The organism is Novosphingobium sp. NFX11 (genome assembly GCF_057376415.1).
The window spans coordinates 3,380,191-3,396,716 of record NZ_CP080384.1; the positions used below are offsets into that span (position 1 = coordinate 3,380,191).

General features: G+C 63.9%; 11 protein-coding genes and 5 pseudogenes. 9 read left to right on the forward strand and 7 right to left on the reverse strand.

Annotation, left to right across the window (positions count from 1 at the left end; translation table 11 throughout):
* The first annotated feature begins 145 nt into the window (after nucleotides 1–145).
* Entirely contained in the window at nucleotides 146–1,090 is a 945-nt protein-coding gene (locus KZO24_RS17335; RefSeq protein ID WP_271180785.1) for a helix-turn-helix domain-containing protein, read from the forward strand.
* A gap of 152 nt (nucleotides 1,091–1,242) precedes the next feature.
* Here the strand turns inward: KZO24_RS17335 and KZO24_RS17340 are convergent, their stop codons facing one another.
* Nucleotides 1,243–2,178, reverse strand: a complete 936-nt coding sequence (locus tag KZO24_RS17340; RefSeq protein WP_008829617.1) for a ribose-phosphate pyrophosphokinase — start codon at nucleotides 2,176–2,178, stop codon at nucleotides 1,243–1,245.
* A gap of 505 nt (nucleotides 2,179–2,683) precedes the next feature.
* Nucleotides 2,684–3,664 (reverse strand): class II fructose-bisphosphatase, encoded by a 981-nt coding sequence (gene glpX / locus KZO24_RS17345; protein WP_271180786.1) that lies wholly within the window; start codon nucleotides 3,662–3,664, stop codon nucleotides 2,684–2,686.
* Between the two features lie 231 nt (nucleotides 3,665–3,895).
* Between glpX and KZO24_RS17350 the strand changes: the two genes are divergently transcribed.
* Complete coding sequence (locus tag KZO24_RS17350) at nucleotides 3,896–4,183, forward strand: hypothetical protein (protein WP_271180787.1); 288 nt, start codon at nucleotides 3,896–3,898, stop codon at nucleotides 4,181–4,183.
* A gap of 90 nt (nucleotides 4,184–4,273) precedes the next feature.
* Here KZO24_RS17350 and KZO24_RS17355 read toward each other — a convergent pair.
* From KZO24_RS17355 to KZO24_RS17365, 3 genes and pseudogenes are all read right to left on the reverse strand, one after another.
* A pseudogene (locus KZO24_RS17355) lies at nucleotides 4,274–5,580 on the reverse strand (homoserine dehydrogenase).
* Nucleotides 5,581–5,653: 73 nt separating this feature from the next.
* A complete protein-coding gene (locus KZO24_RS17360) occupies nucleotides 5,654–5,893 on the reverse strand; it encodes a hypothetical protein (protein ID WP_486486674.1) in 240 nt (79 codons plus the stop codon).
* Complete coding sequence (locus tag KZO24_RS17365) at nucleotides 5,890–6,498, reverse strand: hypothetical protein (protein WP_486486675.1); 609 nt, start codon at nucleotides 6,496–6,498, stop codon at nucleotides 5,890–5,892. Before KZO24_RS17365 ends, KZO24_RS17360 begins: the two co-directional genes overlap by 4 nt.
* A 365-nt stretch (nucleotides 6,499–6,863) precedes the next feature.
* Between KZO24_RS17365 and KZO24_RS17370 the strand changes: the two are divergent.
* The 4 genes and pseudogenes from KZO24_RS17370 (at nucleotide 6,864) to KZO24_RS17385 (ending at nucleotide 9,492) form a co-directional block, all read left to right on the forward strand.
* A pseudogene (locus KZO24_RS17370) lies at nucleotides 6,864–7,525 on the forward strand (TonB family protein).
* A gap of 80 nt (nucleotides 7,526–7,605) precedes the next feature.
* A complete protein-coding gene (locus KZO24_RS17375; protein WP_271180789.1) occupies nucleotides 7,606–8,370 on the forward strand; it encodes a MotA/TolQ/ExbB proton channel family protein in 765 nt (254 codons plus the stop codon).
* A gap of 131 nt (nucleotides 8,371–8,501) precedes the next feature.
* Nucleotides 8,502–9,032: an ExbD/TolR family protein gene (locus KZO24_RS17380; protein WP_008829624.1), complete on the forward strand. Its 531-nt coding sequence runs from the start codon at nucleotides 8,502–8,504 to the stop codon at nucleotides 9,030–9,032.
* A gap of 25 nt (nucleotides 9,033–9,057) precedes the next feature.
* Nucleotides 9,058–9,492, forward strand: coding sequence for an ExbD/TolR family protein (locus KZO24_RS17385; RefSeq protein ID WP_271180790.1), 435 nt, complete (start codon nucleotides 9,058–9,060; stop codon nucleotides 9,490–9,492).
* 73 nt (nucleotides 9,493–9,565) lie between these two features.
* On the opposite strand, the pseudogene KZO24_RS17390 reads toward KZO24_RS17385, so the two are convergent.
* Both KZO24_RS17390 and pgmG read right to left on the reverse strand, forming a co-directional pair.
* Nucleotides 9,566–12,042, reverse strand: a pseudogene (locus tag KZO24_RS17390) (ligase-associated DNA damage response DEXH box helicase).
* Between the two features lie 57 nt (nucleotides 12,043–12,099).
* Nucleotides 12,100–13,517, reverse strand: a pseudogene (gene pgmG / locus KZO24_RS17395) (phosphoglucomutase/phosphomannomutase PgmG).
* A 152-nt stretch (nucleotides 13,518–13,669) separates the two neighbouring features.
* Here pgmG and KZO24_RS17400 point away from each other — a divergent pair.
* The 3 genes and pseudogenes from KZO24_RS17400 (at nucleotide 13,670) to KZO24_RS17410 (ending at nucleotide 16,517) form a co-directional block, all read left to right on the forward strand.
* Nucleotides 13,670–15,203 (forward strand): annotated as a pseudogene (locus KZO24_RS17400) (peptide chain release factor 3).
* A gap of 109 nt (nucleotides 15,204–15,312) precedes the next feature.
* On the forward strand, nucleotides 15,313–16,017 hold the full coding sequence (locus tag KZO24_RS17405) for an endonuclease/exonuclease/phosphatase family protein (RefSeq protein ID WP_271180794.1): 705 nt from the start codon (nucleotides 15,313–15,315) through the stop codon (nucleotides 16,015–16,017).
* Between the two features lie 161 nt (nucleotides 16,018–16,178).
* Nucleotides 16,179–16,517 carry a P-II family nitrogen regulator gene (locus KZO24_RS17410; RefSeq protein WP_008832047.1) on the forward strand — a complete coding sequence of 113 codons (339 nt, stop codon included), beginning with the start codon at nucleotides 16,179–16,181 and terminating at the stop codon, nucleotides 16,515–16,517.
* Nucleotides 16,518–16,526 lie beyond the last annotated feature (9 nt).

Consider the following 16,526-nt stretch of genomic DNA (forward strand, 5'->3'; position numbering starts at 1 on the left):
TCAAGTTCCTTGGGTCAGGGGTATCCGGGGGCATTACCTGCAAGAAAATACTAGGAATCTAACAGCCCTTGTAGATTTTCTCGCATTGCTCCCAAGCCATTGCGCAATTATCGCTTTTCAAGGGCATCTTTAAAACAGGGTAACCATGCAACGCAGGAACCGTCCTGCGGTCGATCCCTCGATTGCGCCGCAGCAAGGCATCACACGTGACGGGCAACCCCTGTCCTACAACCGCGCGCCTGCGCCCGATCTGGCACCCTGGCTGGGCCGCCTCTATGTCACGAAAGTCGATCTGCCCAAGGATTACACGGTGTCCTGCGGACTGTTCAACGACACCGCCTGCGTGCGCGTGCAAATGGCGGGGGACTGGGCGGCGCAGACCGCAGAAGGACCTGTTACCACCCGGCGCGGGGCATTCTATTTCGGTCCTCATTCGCGGCGCATGCCGATTTCGGTAACGGGCAGTTTCGTCAGCGTCGGGTATGTCATCCGTCCCGGGACGGGCACCTCGCTGAAATTGCCGCGCGTGGGAGAGTTTCTCGACAGGGTCGTTCCTACCGACGTGATGACCGCGCCTTCGGATGACTTCCTGCAGGTGCTGGACCCCGGTGCGACGCCGGAGGAATGGCTGCAGTCGATCGAGGGGCTGGTTCGCCGGCAGGTCGAAAGGCTGGGCGGGGCGGAGCCTGACCCCGTCACCGCGCAGTTCGAAGAGATCAGCCTGCGCGATCCGGGCATCTCGGTCAGCGATGCGGCGGCCGAATGTGGGGTCGATCGCCGCAAGCTTGAGCGCGTGGTCAGCCGCGATTTCGGCTTGCCGCCCAAGCAGGTGCTGCGCCGCGCCCGCGCGCTCGACATGGCGAGCCACCTGCGCGGCGTAGCCGATTCGCGCGAGGGAGATGAGATCGCTCTGCGCTATTACGACGAGAGTCATCTTATCCATGAGTTCACCGAACTGTTCGGTATGTCGCCGCGCCAGTTCGTCACGCGCCCGCAGCCGATCCTGACGCTGGCGCTCGAATCGCGTCAGGCGCGGCGTCTGGAAGCGCTGCGCCGGATCGAGCCGGGACAGGCGCGGCCCTGGGAGTAGAGATAATTGTCGCCCACCCCGTCCGGCTAAGCCCTCCGGGCCAAGCCTCCCGGACCTCCCCTTCGACAGGCTCAGGATAAGCGGGAGGGCAAGCAAACGGTCTCATTCCCCTCCCGCTTGCGGGAGGGGGCAGGGTGGTTCTTAGCGACAGCTCAGTCGAACAGGCTCGACACCGAGCTTTCGTCGGCGATGCGGCGGATCGCCTCGCCAAGCAGCGGGGCGATCGGCAGGATACGAATCTTGTCGGAGGCCTTGGCGGCTTCGGTCGGCATGATCGAATCGGTGATGACCAGTTCCTTGAGCGCGGAATTGGTCACGCGGCTCACCGCTGCGCCCGACAGGACGCCGTGGGTGATGTAGGCAGTGACGCTGGCGGCGCCTTCGTCCATCAGCGCCTGCGCGGCGTTGCACAGGGTGCCGCCCGAATCGATGATATCATCGATCAGGATGCAGGCGCGGCCCTTCACATCACCGATGATGTTCATGACTTCCGACTGGCCCGGCTTGTCGCGGCGCTTGTCGACGATCGAGAGCGGCGCGTTGTCGAGGCGCTTGGCCAGTGCGCGGGCACGGACCACGCCGCCGACGTCGGGCGAGACCACCATCAACGACTGATCGCCGTAGCGGGCCTGGATGTCGGCCGCCATGACGGGCGCGGCGAACAGGTTGTCGGTGGGGATGTCGAAGAAGCCTTGGATCTGCCCGGCGTGCAGATCGACCGAGAGCACGCGGTCGGCGCCGGCTTCGGTCAGCAGGTTAGCCACCAGCTTGGCCGAGATCGGGGTGCGCGGGCCGGGCTTGCGGTCCTGGCGGGCGTAGCCGAAGTAGGGGACGACCGCAGTGATGCGCTTGGCCGAGGCGCGGCGCAGCGCGTCGATGCAGATCAGCAGCTCCATCAGGTTGTCGTTGACGGGGTAGCTGGTCGGCTGGACCACGAAGACGTCCTCGCCGCGGACGTTCTCGTGGATTTCCACGAAGATTTCCTCATCCGCGAAGCGGCGGACGGCGGCGTCGGTGAGCGGCAGTTCGAGATACCCTGCGATCGCGCGTGCGAGCGGCAGGTTGCTGTTGCCGGACATGATCTTCATTTGCGAATCCCCGTGACGGTTCCTGGCGGTCGGTCGTTGGGACCGGCCCTGTACCCGGGTGTCGCGGGATTGCAATAGTCGGCGGCCGATTGTCACCGCATCGGCCCGATTTGAGGCATGGTTGCGGGGTGAGGGGGCTGGGATGACGATGGTGTTTAAATGAAGACTTTAGGTAGGAAGTGGCCGTTTTATCCTCCCTGTTCCGCAGGAATGGGGAGGTGGCAGCCCGCAGGGCTGACGGAGGGGTTCCCCCTCCACCACCGACTGCGTCGGCGGTCCCCCTCCCCATCGCTGCGCGACAGGGAGGATCAGGCAATGTCCGCAATGGGGCGCTTTTCGAAGGCCCGCTTTCCTACACGCGGCGCGCTCCGGTACATTGCGCTCATGCCCCGTCCGCCGCTCACCTTCCGTCACAAGGTTACACCACAAGGTGACACTTCACCCTCACAAGGTGACACCTTTCCCCTCTGGACCGTGTAAACCGTGTAAACCCTGTCACCTTACGTCAGATCCGATGCTCGCCCCTGATCCAGCGCACGGTGCCGGAACTGGCGCGCATGACCACACTTTCGGTGGTCATGATGCCGCCTTTGCGACGCTTCACCCCGTCGAGCAGCGAGCCGCTGGTAACGCCGGTCGCCGCGAAGATGCAGTCGCCCTTGGCCAGCTCTTCCAGCTTGTAGATCTTGTCGAGGTCCTTGATGCCCCATTTTCGGGCGCGCGAGCGCTCGTCGTCGTTGCGGAACAGCAGGCGGCCGTTGAACTGTCCGCCGACGCAGCGCAGCGCCGCAGCAGCCAGCACGCCCTCGGGCGCGCCGCCCGAGCCCATGTAGAGGTCGATGGTGGTGTCCTCGTCGGTCACCGCGATGACGCCCGCGACGTCGCCGTCGCCAATCAGCACGACACCGCAGCCGATCTCGCGCAGTTCGGCGATCAGCGCCTCGTGGCGGGGGCGGTCGAGCACGCAGACGATGATGTCCGAAGGCTTCACGCCCTTGGCCGCCGCCACCGCTTCGACGTTCTGGGTCGGGGTCTTCTTGAGGTCGATCACGCCGTCCGGATAGCCGGGGCCGACCGCGATCTTTTCCATGTAGACGTCGGGCGCGTTGAGCAGGCCGCCTTCCTCCGCCGCCGCCAGCACCGCCAGCGAGTTCGGTCCGGCCTTGGCGGTGATGGTGGTGCCTTCGAGTGGATCGAGCGCGATGTCGATCTTCGGACCCTTGCCCGGAGCGCCGCCGACCTTCTCGCCGATGAACAGCATGGGGGCCTCGTCGCGCTCTCCCTCGCCGATCACGACCGTCCCGTCGATGTACAGGCCGTCAAAGGCCTTGCGCATTGCCTCGACTGCGGCATGATCGGCCGCCTTCTCGTCTCCGCGCCCGATGAGGGTCGACGCGGCGATGGCGGCAGCCTCGGTGACGCGCACCATTTCGAGGACCAGAACGCGATCAAGCACATGACTAGCGGGGGTAGTGTTTTCGGACATGTTCACTCCGGATTAATCCAGGGAGGCAAGATTTTCATCGATTAGACAGAGGACTTTGAATTGTCGAGAAGCTGGATATACCCTTTCGCAATCGCAATAATCGCTCCCGTCCCGGCGATTGCTCAAACTGCTTCCGGCGCTTCTGCCGAAGACCGTGCGATCGCCGAAAAGATGCTTGGAACAGGCGGCCGGATCACGAAGGATACTTCGCGCAACGCCTGTCTGCGAACCATGAAACAGGGCGAGATCGTGGTCTGTGCGCCGACGCCGGACCAGTACCGCGTCCCTTCCACCGGAGACGACGACCCGACCGGCGTGGGCGCCAACGATGGGCGGCCGCGCACGCCGGACGTTTCGGGCAACGGCATCTTCAAGGGCAAGGCGACGATGAGCGGCTTATGCATGATCCCGCCGTGCCCGCCCGAGCAGCCCTATATCATCGACTTGTCGACGATACCGGAAGCTCCTGCGGGTTCGGACGCCGACAAGATCGCCAAGGGCGAACTGCGCGCGCCATGAAGGCGGCGTCCCGGAGTGGCGGCTCCGGGAGTGCTCAGGAATAGAACGTACAGGAAGAATGCCTCCGAAGAGGCATCCCCCCGGGCCATCTCAGGCCCCGATGATCTGCATCACCAGCGGCTTCGCGGTCAGGCTGTCCGACCCGTCGAGAATGCGCATCGCCTCGGTGACGGCGCTCTCCGGCCCCGGATGCGTGACGACCGCCAGGATGACCTCGCCGTCCTGATCGGGATCGCCCTTCTGGATCAGGCTCTCGATCGAGACGCCCGCATCGCGCATGGCGGCGGTGATGTCGGCCAGCACGCCCGGGCGGTCCGGCACGGTGAAGCGGATGTAGGAACTGCCGACGCGGTGCCCGGATTCCGCCGGTTCCATCGCTTCCAGTTCGCCCGCGGGCATCGAGAATGCCGCGCCCTTTTCACCGCGCGCGATGTCGATGATGTCGGCAACGACCGCGCTAGCGGTTGGGCCGTCTCCGGCGCCTGCGCCCTGGAACAGCAGGCGGCCCATGAAGTTGCCTTCGGCCACGACCGCGTTGGTCGCCCCGTCGACATGGGCGAGCGGGTGGTCGATCGGCACCAGGTGCGGACGCACGCGCTGGAACAGCCGGGGAGTGCCGCTCGCAAGATCGACACCGGCCATGCCGAGCAGGCGGATGACGTAGCCGAGCGAGCGGGCCTGCTCGATGTCGGCGGCCTTGACGCGGCTGATGCCCATCGTCTCCACCGCGTCGAAGCGAAGCTGCGAACCGAAGGCGATGGCGGCGAGGATCGACAGCTTGTGCGCGGCGTCGATGCCCTCAATGTCGAAGGTCGGATCGGCCTCGGCATAGCCAAGCCGCTGCGCTTCGGCGAGAACGTCGCCGAAGTCCGCGCCGGTGTCCTCCATGGTCGAGAGGATGTAGTTGCAGGTGCCGTTGAGGATGCCGTAGACGCGCTCGATGGCGTTGGCGGCGGCGCCTTCGGACAGGCCCTTGATGACCGGGATGCCGCCCGCGACGGCCGCCTCGAACTTGAGCGCGACGCCCTTCGCCTCGGCGGCGGCGGCCAGTTCCAGCCCGTGATGCGCGATCATCGCCTTGTTGGCGGTGACGAGGCTCTTGCCCCCGCAATCGAGTTGCGGGCGAGGGCGAGGGCCGGGCCGTCCGAGCCGCCGACCATCTCCACCACCACATCGACGTCGCCCCGCGCGGCGAGGGCGGCGGTATCGTCCACCCAGTCGTAGCGCGAAAGGTCGACGCCGCGATCCTTGGTGCGGTCGCGCGCGCTGACGGCGGCGATGCGGATCGGACGGCGAGCGCGGCGGGCGATCAGCTCCGCATTGGTCTCGATGAGACGGACGACGCCGGTGCCGACGGTTCCCAGTCCGGCAAGCGCGATATTCAGCGGTTCGGCCATGCTAGCTCCTTGTTCGGGAGCGCGCACTAAGGCAGGCGGGCGTCAAATTCCAGCACGAACGCCTATCGCGGTGTCACTTAAGTGTCCGCGTGCAGGGTCCGAGCTGGCTCAGGACCATGCGGTAGTCCGCAAGAGCCTGCTGCTGTTCGGCGAAGCTGCCCGAGACATTGGCGCCGGCAGGCGGTGTTCGGGGCAGGAAGCAGGCGAGACGATACCACTCGAGCGTGTCCGGCTCCGGCGGGTGCCCGAGGTCGGCGACAAGCTCGGAGAACGAAACACCCCAGGCCGGGGCCTGTCCTTGTTCGTGCTTCACCGTGATCGAGGCGGCCGAATTGTCGTGGGTGTTGAGGAAGATCTGGGTCTCCCCTGTCCCGCGAGATTGCCGGGAACGAAAAGCATCTCGCGCACGCCGGTGATCTTCGCGGGGGCATCGGGCGCGACGAGGGCCTGGAGAATTGAACGGAGCCGTGCCTCGCGCGCAGGCGTGGAAATCTGCTGTGCGGTCGGCCAGACGAGTTGAAGTTCGCCGGGACGGCCCGGCACGGCGCGTGCGAACAGGAACACGACCTGCTTCTTCAGCTTGGGCGCCTTGCCTTTGCCGTCGAGCGGGAGGTCGACGAGGTAGGTGACCGATTCGCCGAGCGGCGCCTTGCCCACCAGCAGAGCTCTGGTGCGGGCCTCTATATAGAAGCGTCCATGTCCCGGAGTGAGACCGCGAGCCCGTTCATTATCGATGCGGGTCATTTTAACGATCTGGGCCTGGACCACCAGACCTGCCGAATCAGCTAGGTCGGCGATGTCGGCATAAGTGACTTCACCGGGCGTCTCGAGCGGCCCCTGAGCGCTCGCCGCAGGGGGCGCGAATGCGAGATAGGCACACGCCAGGGCCGCTGCAAGGGGGCGCGAAATCAGCGGCATGGACGATAATCTCCGTGGAAATGCGATGGCTTATAGTCAATGAGTGCGGACAACTCAAAATTGGACTGGATCAATTTGAGCTAACCGGGCATGAATCGTGCGTTAACCCCCGCTGGGCCGATAAGGCGTTGCGCGGGGTGGGCTTCAACGTTAAGAAGCCTGCAAAATGGGGCAAAAACAGCAAAAGCTCCTCGGTTCGCCTCCCGTTTCGTATTGTCGTCGGATGGGCAGACTGTTAGCCGTCAGGGTGGGTAATTTGGAGTTTCGTCATGGGTTCCCTCTTTCCGGGGGAGTCCATGGGCGCCCTTGGGCATGTTCTTCCGGGAATTTTTGTCCGGGGCTTGGTAATGGAGTGATGCGTCTGAATGGCTTACGCTGACCAGCAGATGAGCACCAACAAGGTTGTTGCTCTTGTCATTGTCGCCTTGATCCATGTCTTCGTCGGCTATGCGCTCGTCACCGGCTTGGCCTATGAGGCGGCGAAGAAGGTCATCAACAAGGTGACCACCGTGGATATCAAGGAGGAAAAGCCCAAGGAGGAAGAGCCACCGCCGCCTCCTCCGAAGGAAGATACGCCGCCGCCGCCTATCGTGGCGCCGCCGCCGCCGATCAACATCGCCCCGGCCCCGCCGCCGGTGCAGACTGTGATCACCCCACCCCGGCTCCGCCGGTGGTGATCCAGACCGCAGCGCCGCCGCCGGCTCCGCCGCCGCCGCCGCCCGGTCCGTCGAAGGCTCGTGGCGTCAAGCCGAAGGGCCAGGGCAGCTGGGCCGCCCGCATTCAGTCGAACTACCCGACCCGCGCTGCTCGTGAAGAGCGCGAAGGCCGCGTCGGTGTTCGCGTGACTGTCGGTGGCGACGGTAAGGTTTCGGCCTGTTCCGTTTCCGCTTCGAGCGGCAGCCCGGATCTGGATGAGGCCGCTTGCGACGGTATGCAGCGCTATGCGCGCTTCGACCCGGCGCTCGATGCGGACGGCAACCCGATCTCGTCGTCGTACTCGACCGCGATCGTGTACAAGCTCAACTAATCTCCAAGGGATCGGTTCGGGTCATTGGGTAATTCGACCGCTCCGATCACATCCTGCATTCTTCTTGAGAGGTAACTCGCATGCTTATCGTTGACATCCTTGCCGCCGCGGGCGCGCCGCAGAACAAGTTCGGCTTCGCCGAAGCGCTTCAGCAGGGCGGTTTCATCGCTTACGCGACCGTGATCATCCTGGGCATCATGTCCTTCGGTTCGTTCTATATCCTGTTCACCAAGTGGTTCGAGCAGTCGAAGATCCTGCGCCAGTTCGGCACCATCCGCACGACCTTCTGGAAGGCTCCGACCCTGCGTGAAGGCGCTGCCAAGCTCGAGAAGAACAGCGCATGGCGCCAGCTCGTCGAAGACGGCATCGCCGCTGAAGACCAGCACTCGAAGATGACCGACTCGCTCGAAGCCCACGACTGGCTGCACGGCTCGCTGTCGCGTTCGGAAGCGACCATCAACGCTCGCCTCTCCGGCGGCCTGCCCTTCCTCGCCACTGTCGGTGCGACCTCGCCGTTCATCGGTCTGTTCGGTACCGTCGTCGGCATCTACCGCGCACTGATCGCGATCGGTCTCGCCGGTTCGGCCTCGATCGACAAGGTCGCGGGTCCGGTCGGTGAAGCGCTGATCATGACCGCGCTCGGTCTGCTCGTCGCCGTTCCCGCCGTGCTTGCCTACAACTACCTGCAGTCGCGCAACAAGCGCATTGCAGAACTGCTGACCGGCTTCTCGAACGACATTCTCGCGAACATCAACTCGAAGGGTGCCATCAAGCCGACCGTCGCTGTCGCGGCCAAGGCTGCTCCGGCTCCCGCCAAGCCGGCTGCCGCTCCCGCCAAGCCGTAAGAGCACGGGGAACGAAGCGGATCGGCTCATTGGCCCGGTCCGCCCCCGTCGGGGTCAAGAAGAAGGCGGCGGCTCGAAGCATGCGAGAAGTCGCTGCCGACCCCAGGCAACGCAAGGATTAGGATAAGACTATGGCGATATCCACGGGCGGAGGCGGTGCAGAGACACCGATGTCCGACATCAACACGACGCCGCTCGTCGACGTCATGCTGGTGCTGCTCATCATCTTCCTGATCGCGGTTCCGGTCGCGATCCAGACGATCGAGAAGCTGCGCATTCCCGTCATCGTAGCGCAGGAGTCGAAGGACAAGGTGGAGAATCTCCTCCTTACCGTTTCGACCACCGATGCTTCGGGCAAGAGCGCGGGCGAACCCGGTTTCCAGGGTGCGAACCGCGGCGGTGAATGCCGCATCTACATCAACAACGTGACGCCGGTGACTTCCGAGGAACTGCGCGACCAGGCCTTCAAGCGTCTTGACGCGATCGTGAAGCGCGAAGGTGGTCCGCAGGCCCTCATGGCAAACCCGGATCTCATCCCGCAGGTCCACATTCGTGGTGACGTCGAATCGCCTTGGCGTTGCGTCGCCGGTGCGATCTACAACGTCCAGATTTCGGGTTATCCGACGGTTGGCTTCATCACCAACCCGATCGATCCTAACTGACGCGCGGGAACAGGAGTAACATCTCATGGCAATGTCAGCAGGCAAGTCTGATGGCGAGCCGATGATGGAGATGAACACGACGCCGTTGATCGACGTCATGCTCTGCCTCCTCATCATGTTCATCATGTCCATCCCGGTTGCGACGCACTCGATCGATATCGATCTGCCCGTCGCGACCCCTCCGACGGACACTCCGCCTCCGATCGACCCCGTCAAGAACAAGATCGTGCTGACTCAGGACAGCAAGGTCATGTGGAACGGGACCCAGATCGATCAGGGGCGTCTGGTCCAGACGCTCGAAGCCACGACCCGCATGACCCCCGAGCCGGAACTTCAGTTCCAGCCCGAGCCGCAAGCCAGCTACGAGCTGTCGGCACAGGTTCTTGAGGTCATCAAGGCTTCGCAGGTCACGAAGTTCGGCTTCGTCGGCAACGAACAGTTCGCGACTTTCGGCAAGTAAGCCGGTCGTTCAAAAACTGGTCCCGCAAGGGGCACCCAAAGGGGCGGAGCAATCCGCCCCTTTTTGTTTGCCCTCAATCCTCGTTGCCCGAATCAATCCGCATCGCAACCGAGGCCAGGCTTTCCGCCTCTAGTAGCAAGTCGTCGTCCGCTGCCCCCGAAGGCAGGCTTTCGCGACCGATCATTGAGAGCGCCGGCACTGACAACGGGCTGATCCGGTCAAGCACCACGTGATCGATTTCGCGTGCCGCACGGTCGAGTACGTCGGCAATGCGGGCCACGTCGGTCATCCGTGCGCGAGCGTCGGCCCACGCAGCCTCTATCAGCAGGTGATCGGGCTCGTATTTGCGGAGTACATCGTAGATCAGGTCGGTGGAGAAAGTGACCTGTCGGCCTGACTTGCGCTTGCCGGGCTGCTGGCGTTCGACGAGGCCCGAGATCAACGCCACTTCGCGAAATGCGCGCCGGAGCAGGTAGGATTGCTGCACCCAGTCGACGAACTCATGCGTCAGGATGTCGGGGGAAAGCAGCGAAGCAGGATCGTCCACCGCCTTCAGGCCCCAGACCACAAGAGTGTAGTCCGTAGCCACGAAACCCAGCGGGTTTAGCCTGCGATCTTCCATGCGCCTGGTGATCAGCATCCCGAGCGATTGGTTCGCGTTCCAGCCCTCGAATGTATAATAGCTCGTATACGCGAGATTGCGGTGGGGAAGCTTTCGACCAGCAGCCGACCGGGGGCGGGCAAATGCGATCGCCAGTCCTGCACTTCCAGCCACTCGCGCACGTCGTCCGGAAATCGCGCCCATCCCGCCCGATCCGAAAGCATCGCGCGCACCCGATCGGCGAGGTGCGTCGAGATCGGCATGCGCTGGCCCATGTAGCTGGGAATCGTCGCCGAGCGCTTTGCTGCGCGGACTACCAGTTCCAGTTCCTTTAGCGATTCGACCTCAAGGTCCATCCCTGCAAAGCGAAAGGTGTCGCCGGGCTCAAGGCTGGCCCCGAAACCTTCCTCGACTTTGCCCAGCGATCGCCCGTTACGGAAGCGCACATCGAGCATCTCTGCATCGACGATGATTCCGGCATTGAGGCGGTGGCGGGCGGCGTGCTCGGGATGTGTGAGCCGCCATATCCCGTCCTTCTCGCGGACGATGCGGCGGAAGCGGTCGTACGAGCGCAGCGCGTAGCCGCCAGTCGCAACGAATTCCAGCACACGGTGGAAGATCGTCTCGTCCACCCAGGCATAGCTGAGCGAGGAGCGAACCTCGCGCAGCAGGGCTTCCTCTTGGAACGGTCCCGCGCAGGCCATTGCCATCACATGCTGGGCAAGCACGTCGAGCCCGCCCGGACGGAAGGCGTCGCCGTCGCGCTGTCCTTCGCGCACGGCCTGTTGTGCGGCAAAGGCCTCGAGGAATTCGAAGCGGTTGCCAGGCACCAGCACTGCCTCGCTGGGACTGTCGAGCCGGTGGTTGGCACGGCCAATTCGCTGCAGCAGACGCGAAGATCCCTTGGGCGCTCCCATTTGCACGACGAGATCGATGTCGCCCCAGTCTATGCCCAGATCGAGGCTGGCAGTGCAGACCAGTGCCCGCAGTTTCCCGTCAGTCATGGCCGCCTCGACCTTGCGGCGTGCCTCGCGTGAGAGCGAGCCGTGGTGGATGCCGATCGGCAGGTTGTCTTCGTTAGCGTCCCACAATTCCTGGAAGATGTACTCTGCTAGGAAGCGCGTGTTGGTGAAGACGAGAGTCGTGCGGTGCGCCTTGATCTGTTCGATCAGTTGCGGAATGGCCCAAGTCGCGGCATGGCCGCTCCACGGAATACGCTCTTCGCGGGGGAGCAGGATTTCGACCTGGGGTTCGGCGCCTGGCTCGCCCTCGACCAGTTCGACACTATCGATGTCGCCCCATGGAGCCAACCAGCCGCGATACTCGTCGGGATCGGCCAGAGTGGCGGATAGCGCCGCACGCCGGAGGCCCGGCGCTATCGCCTGCAGCCGCGTGAGGGCCAATGCGAGGAGGTCGCCGCGCTTGCCGGTCGCGAAGGCATGGACCTCGTCGACTACGATGCGTTGGAGCCTAGCGAAGAGGCTGGGCGCCTCCGGATAGCTAAGCAGTAGCGATAGCGATTCGGGTGTAGTCAGGAGGATATGTGGTGGCCGCGCGCGCTGCCGGGCCTTGCGGTCCGACGGCGTGTCGCCACTGCGCGTTTCGATGCGGATCGCCAGCCCCATCTCTTCGACCGGCGTGAGTAGATTGCGCTGGACGTCGGTGGCCAGTGCCTTGAGCGGGGACACGTACAGCGTGTGCAGGCCGTCAGCCGGTTTTTCTGAGCCGAGCCGCGAGGGACAGAATGCGGCCAGCGTAGGCAGGAACCCGGAGAGGGTCTTGCCTGCACCGGTATCCGCAACGAGCAGCGCATGCTTCCCTCGATCCGCGGCCGCAAGCATCGCCTGTTGGTGGCTGCGTACACACCATCCTCGCGAGTCGAACCATTCGGCGATCTCTGGAGGTATCTGCCCGGCGGGTGTTGCTATTGCGCGCATCTGGAAAAGCATATCTGCACTATGGGTTAAAAGCACCGCAGCGGATGCAGTTTCACGGTCTCCGTTGATCTATTCCACCATCATCCGGGAAAGCCCTGAGGCAGCAAGCTGATCGTCGATTTGCGCCAGCAGGCGCAGCAGGCCTTCAGGCGTATCGCTTTCGGCTCGCGCGGTCAGGGCTGCCTGAGTGTTCGATGCCCGCAGCAGCCACCAGCCATCCGGTGTATCGACACGCGCGCCATCGATCAGCTCGACTTGTACTCCCGCTTCCGTGAGCCTTCGTACGACGTCCTCGACGACCGCGAACTTGTGTGCCTCGTCCGCCGGGAAGCGCAGTTCCGGAGTACTGATCAGAGCGGGCGTCGCGTCGTGGAGCGCGGTTATGCTCGATCCGAGGCGGGCCGCAGCTGCGATGATACGGATTGCCGCGTAGAGCCCGTCGTCGAAGCCGAACCAATCGTCGGCGAAGAAGAAGTGGCCGCTGGTCTCGCCGCCCAGCAAGGCGCCGGTTCGCTTCATTCGAGCCTTGATGTGCGAGTGACCCGCCGGGGCCATCTCAACGCGGCCGCCCATGGCACGGACGCCATCGAAGACCGTGCGCGATGCCTTGACGTCTGCAATCACGCTTGTGCCGGGGTGGCGGAGCAACAGGTCACGCGCAAAGATGAGCAGCAGTCGATCCGCGTCCAGTACCCGGCCCAAGCTGTCCACGACACCGATTCGGTCAGCATCGCCATCGAAAGCTAGTCCGAAGTCGAGGTTCTTCGCCACGACCAGTTCCCGCAAGTCTGCGAGATTGGCGTCGATCGTTGGATCAGGGTGGTGATTGGGAAACCGCCCGTCCACCTCGGAGAAAAGCAGATGGTGTTCGCCCGGCAATTGCGACAGCAGACGTTCCAGCGCCGGTCCGGCCGCTCCGTTGCCTGCATCCCAACCGATCCGCAGCCGGTCAAGCGAGCATCTATCGCATCCGGCCAGTCCTTCGAGCAGTTGGCTGACGTAGGTTGGGAGGATATTACGGTTTTCGATGCGGCCTCGAATGTTTGCGCGCGGGCAGCCGCCCGTGGCGAGGATGCTTCCGATCCGGATAATATCCGCCCCGAAAAAGGCGCTCCCGCAAGTACCAACTTGAAGCCGTTGTGATCGGCGGGATTGTGGCTGCCAGTTACTTGAATGCCGCCGTTCACCTCTGGAATTGAGGCTTCAGCGAAATAGAGCATCGGTGTCGGGCCAAGACCGACGCGAATGACATTCACTCCCGCGTCGGCGAGACCTTCTACCAGCGCGGTCTCGAGAACTGGCGAGCTTATGCGTCCGTCGCGTCCCACGGCAATCGCACCGGTGTTCCCAATGACTGACCCGAAGGCGCGGCCAAGTGCGTAGGCGTCCTCTTCGAAGAGTGTTTTGCCGAAGATACCGCGAATGTCGTATTCGCGGAGAATGCTGGAATCGAACCGATGATTGAGGGCTGGCGTCGGCTTGGTCATTCTCGCTCTTGTCCTTGTGCAGACCGCCACGCCGCAGTCATGTTTATCCTTAGCGGATAGAGGCGACAGGCCAACCGTCATTGAGATCGTCTGCCGTCGGTGCTTTGGCGCCGGGACTTTCCTTCTTGGCCCTACGCAATTAAAGCGCGCCGATGAGCACTTCGCCCCACCAGTCCCGCCGTACTTTCGCGATCATCTCGCATCCTGACGCGGGCAAGACCACGCTGACCGAGAAGTTGCTGCTGCAGGGGGGCGATTCACCTTGCGGGGCAAGTCAAGGCGCGCGGCGCGGCGCGGCGTGCACGCTCGGACTGGATGAAGATCGAGCAGCAGCGCGGCATTTCCGTGACCAGTTCGGTCATGACCTTCGAGCGCGACGGCATCACTTTCAACCTGCTCGACACGCCGGGTCACGAGGACTTCTCGGAAGACACCTACCGCACGCTCACCGCGGTCGATTCGGCGATCATGGTGATCGACGCGGCCAAGGGTATCGAGCCGCAGACCCGCAAGCTGTTCGAGGTCTGCCGCCTGCGTTCGGTGCCGATCATCACCTTCATCAACAAGGTGGACCGCGAAGGCCGCGCCTGCTTCGACCTGCTCGACGAAGTGGCGGACATGCTGGCGCTCGACGTGTGCCCGATGTCCTGGCCGGTCGGCATGGGCGGCGTGTTCGAGGGCATCCTCGACCTCGCCAGCGGCGGCATCAGCCGCCCCGAGGGCGCCTCCAAGGAATTTCTCGGCAAGATCGACAAGGGTGCGGCGCTGCCGGAGGCCGTCGCAGAGGAACTGGAACTGGCGCAGGCCGGCTATCCGGAATTCAACGTCGAAGCCTACCGCGCGGGCGACCTGACGCCGGTGTACTTCGGCTCGGCGCTCAAGAATTTCGGCGTCATGGAACTGATCGACGCGATCTCGCGCCATGCTCCTCCGCCGCGCCCGCAGCCCTCGGACCAGGGCACGATCGAGCCTGACAACAAGGAAGTGACCGGCTTCATCTTCAAGGTGCAGGCCAACATGGACCCCATGCACCGCGACCGCATCGCCTTCATGCGGCTCGTTTCGGGCACCTTCAAGCGCGGCATGAAGCTGACGCCCTCGGGCCTCGGCAAGCCGATCGCGGTGCACTCGCCGATCCTGTTCTTCGCACAGGACCGCGAGATTGCGGACAATGCGGAGCCCGGCGACATCATCGGCATCCCCAACCACGGCACCTTGCGCGTGGGCGATACGCTGTCCGAGAAGAACGACGTGCGCTTCGTCGGCCTGCCCAACTTCGCGCCGGAAATCCTGCGCCGCGTTGCGCTCAAGGACCCGACCAAGACCAAGCAGTTGCGCAAGGCGCTCGACGACTTGTCGGAAGAGGGCGTCATTCAGGTGTTCTACCCGGAGATCGGCTCGCAGTGGATCGTCGGCGTCGTCGGCCAGTTGCAGCTCGACGTGCTGATCAGCCGTCTGGAGGCCGAGTACAAGGTCGAGGCCGTTCTGGAAGGCTCGCCGTTCGACACCGCCCGCTGGCTCAAGGGCGACGACAAGGCGCTCAGGGATTTCGCTGATTTCAACAAGATGAACCTCGCCAAGGACCGGGACGGCGATCCTGTGTTCATGGCTCGCTCGGCCTGGGATGTCGGCTATCAGCAGGAGCGCAACCCCGAACTGACTTTCAGCGCTACCAAGGAACGCTGAGAGGCACACAATGGCACTCAACGGCACCTAACCGCACCACAATGGTGCGTGAAGGAACCTGACGGCGTTCCGGCGGATTGCTACACAGGCCACCCGCCGGAGCCGTTTCTTGCAGATCACTTTCGCCAGCTACAACATCCACAAGGCCGTCGGCCTCGACCGGCGGCGCGATCCCGAGCGCATCCTCACCGTGCTCAAGGAGATCGACGCCGACGTCGTCGCGCTGCAGGAAGTCGATCGCCGCTACGGCCGCCGCATGGCCGTGTTGCCGCTCGAGGCGATTCATGCCGCGACCGATTACGTCGCCGTCCCCATGTCGATGAAGCCCGACAGTCTGGGCTGGCATGGCAACGCGATCCTCGTGCGCAAGGGCATCGATCTCGTCGAGGCGGCGCCGGTGCCGCTGCCGGTGCTGGAGCCGCGCGGCGCGGTGCGGGCGGATCTCTTGGTGGAGGGCCGGCGCCTGCGGGTGGTGGGCATGCATCTCGACCTTTCCGGCATCCGGCGGCGGCATCAGGTCCGCTCGGTGCTGTCGCACTGCGCCGAATGCGCCGAGCGTGTGCCCACCGTGATGATGGGCGACCTCAATGAATGGGCGCAGCGGGGCGGCTGCCTTCGGGAGTTCGGTGCGGGCTGGCAGGTGCTGGCGCCGGGCCGCAGCTTTCCATCGCGGCGACCGATGGCGTTGCTCGACCGGATCATCGTGTCCACCGAGTGGGAAGTCCTGGGAACCCGTGTGCACCACAGTCCGTTGTCGGCGATAGGGTCTGACCATCTGCCCGTCTTTGCCTCGCTCGCGTTGCCTAAAATTTAGGCAACTGCCCATGAATCGAGCGGCGCGGCGTGCTCCTTGCGCGACCTGCGGTTTATCCGCCTGTTGAATCGGCACCGATTCTTGCCAGTTGGTAAATTGGCATGCCCCTTGCTTAGTCTCGGTTAACCGGCGCTGGGGCCGGTTGCTAACAGGGGATAGGCATGAAGTTCATCATAGCCATCATCAAGCCCTTCAAGCTGGACGAGGTTCGCGAGGCCCTTGGGGGTATCGGCGTCGCGGGCATGACCGTCTCGGAAGTGAAGGGCTTCGGCCGCCAGAAGGGTCAGACGGAGATCTACCGCGGCGCCGAATATTCGACCAACATGCTGCCCAAGGTGAAGATCGAGGTCGCCGCGCCTGACGATCTGGCGCCCAAGATCGTCGAGACGATCCAGCAGGTCGCAAGCACCGAGGCCATCGGTGATGGCAAGATCTTCGTCCTGGACCTCGCTTCGGCCGTGCGCATCCGCACCGGCGAGGCTGGCGACACCGCGCTCTGAGGGGAGCTT

Excerpts from the sequence above, each read along its gene's own strand:
- KZO24_RS17365 (WP_486486675.1), bottom strand. The coding sequence starts at position 6,498 with ATGCCGCTGATTTCGCGCCCCCTTGCAGCGGCCCTGGCGTGTGCCTAT.
- KZO24_RS17410 (WP_008832047.1), top strand. The coding sequence starts at position 16,179 with ATGAAGTTCATCATAGCCATCATCAAGCCCTTCAAGCTGGACGAGGTT.
- KZO24_RS17350 (WP_271180787.1), top strand. The coding sequence starts at position 3,896 with ATGAAACAGGGCGAGATCGTGGTCTGTGCGCCGACGCCGGACCAGTAC.
- KZO24_RS17340 (WP_008829617.1), bottom strand. The coding sequence starts at position 2,178 with ATGAAGATCATGTCCGGCAACAGCAACCTGCCGCTCGCACGCGCGATC.
- KZO24_RS17335 (WP_271180785.1), top strand. The coding sequence starts at position 146 with ATGCAACGCAGGAACCGTCCTGCGGTCGATCCCTCGATTGCGCCGCAG.
- glpX (WP_271180786.1), bottom strand. The coding sequence starts at position 3,664 with ATGTCCGAAAACACTACCCCCGCTAGTCATGTGCTTGATCGCGTTCTG.
- KZO24_RS17385 (WP_271180790.1), top strand. The coding sequence starts at position 9,058 with ATGGCAATGTCAGCAGGCAAGTCTGATGGCGAGCCGATGATGGAGATG.
- KZO24_RS17380 (WP_008829624.1), top strand. The coding sequence starts at position 8,502 with ATGGCGATATCCACGGGCGGAGGCGGTGCAGAGACACCGATGTCCGAC.
- KZO24_RS17375 (WP_271180789.1), top strand. The coding sequence starts at position 7,606 with ATGCTTATCGTTGACATCCTTGCCGCCGCGGGCGCGCCGCAGAACAAG.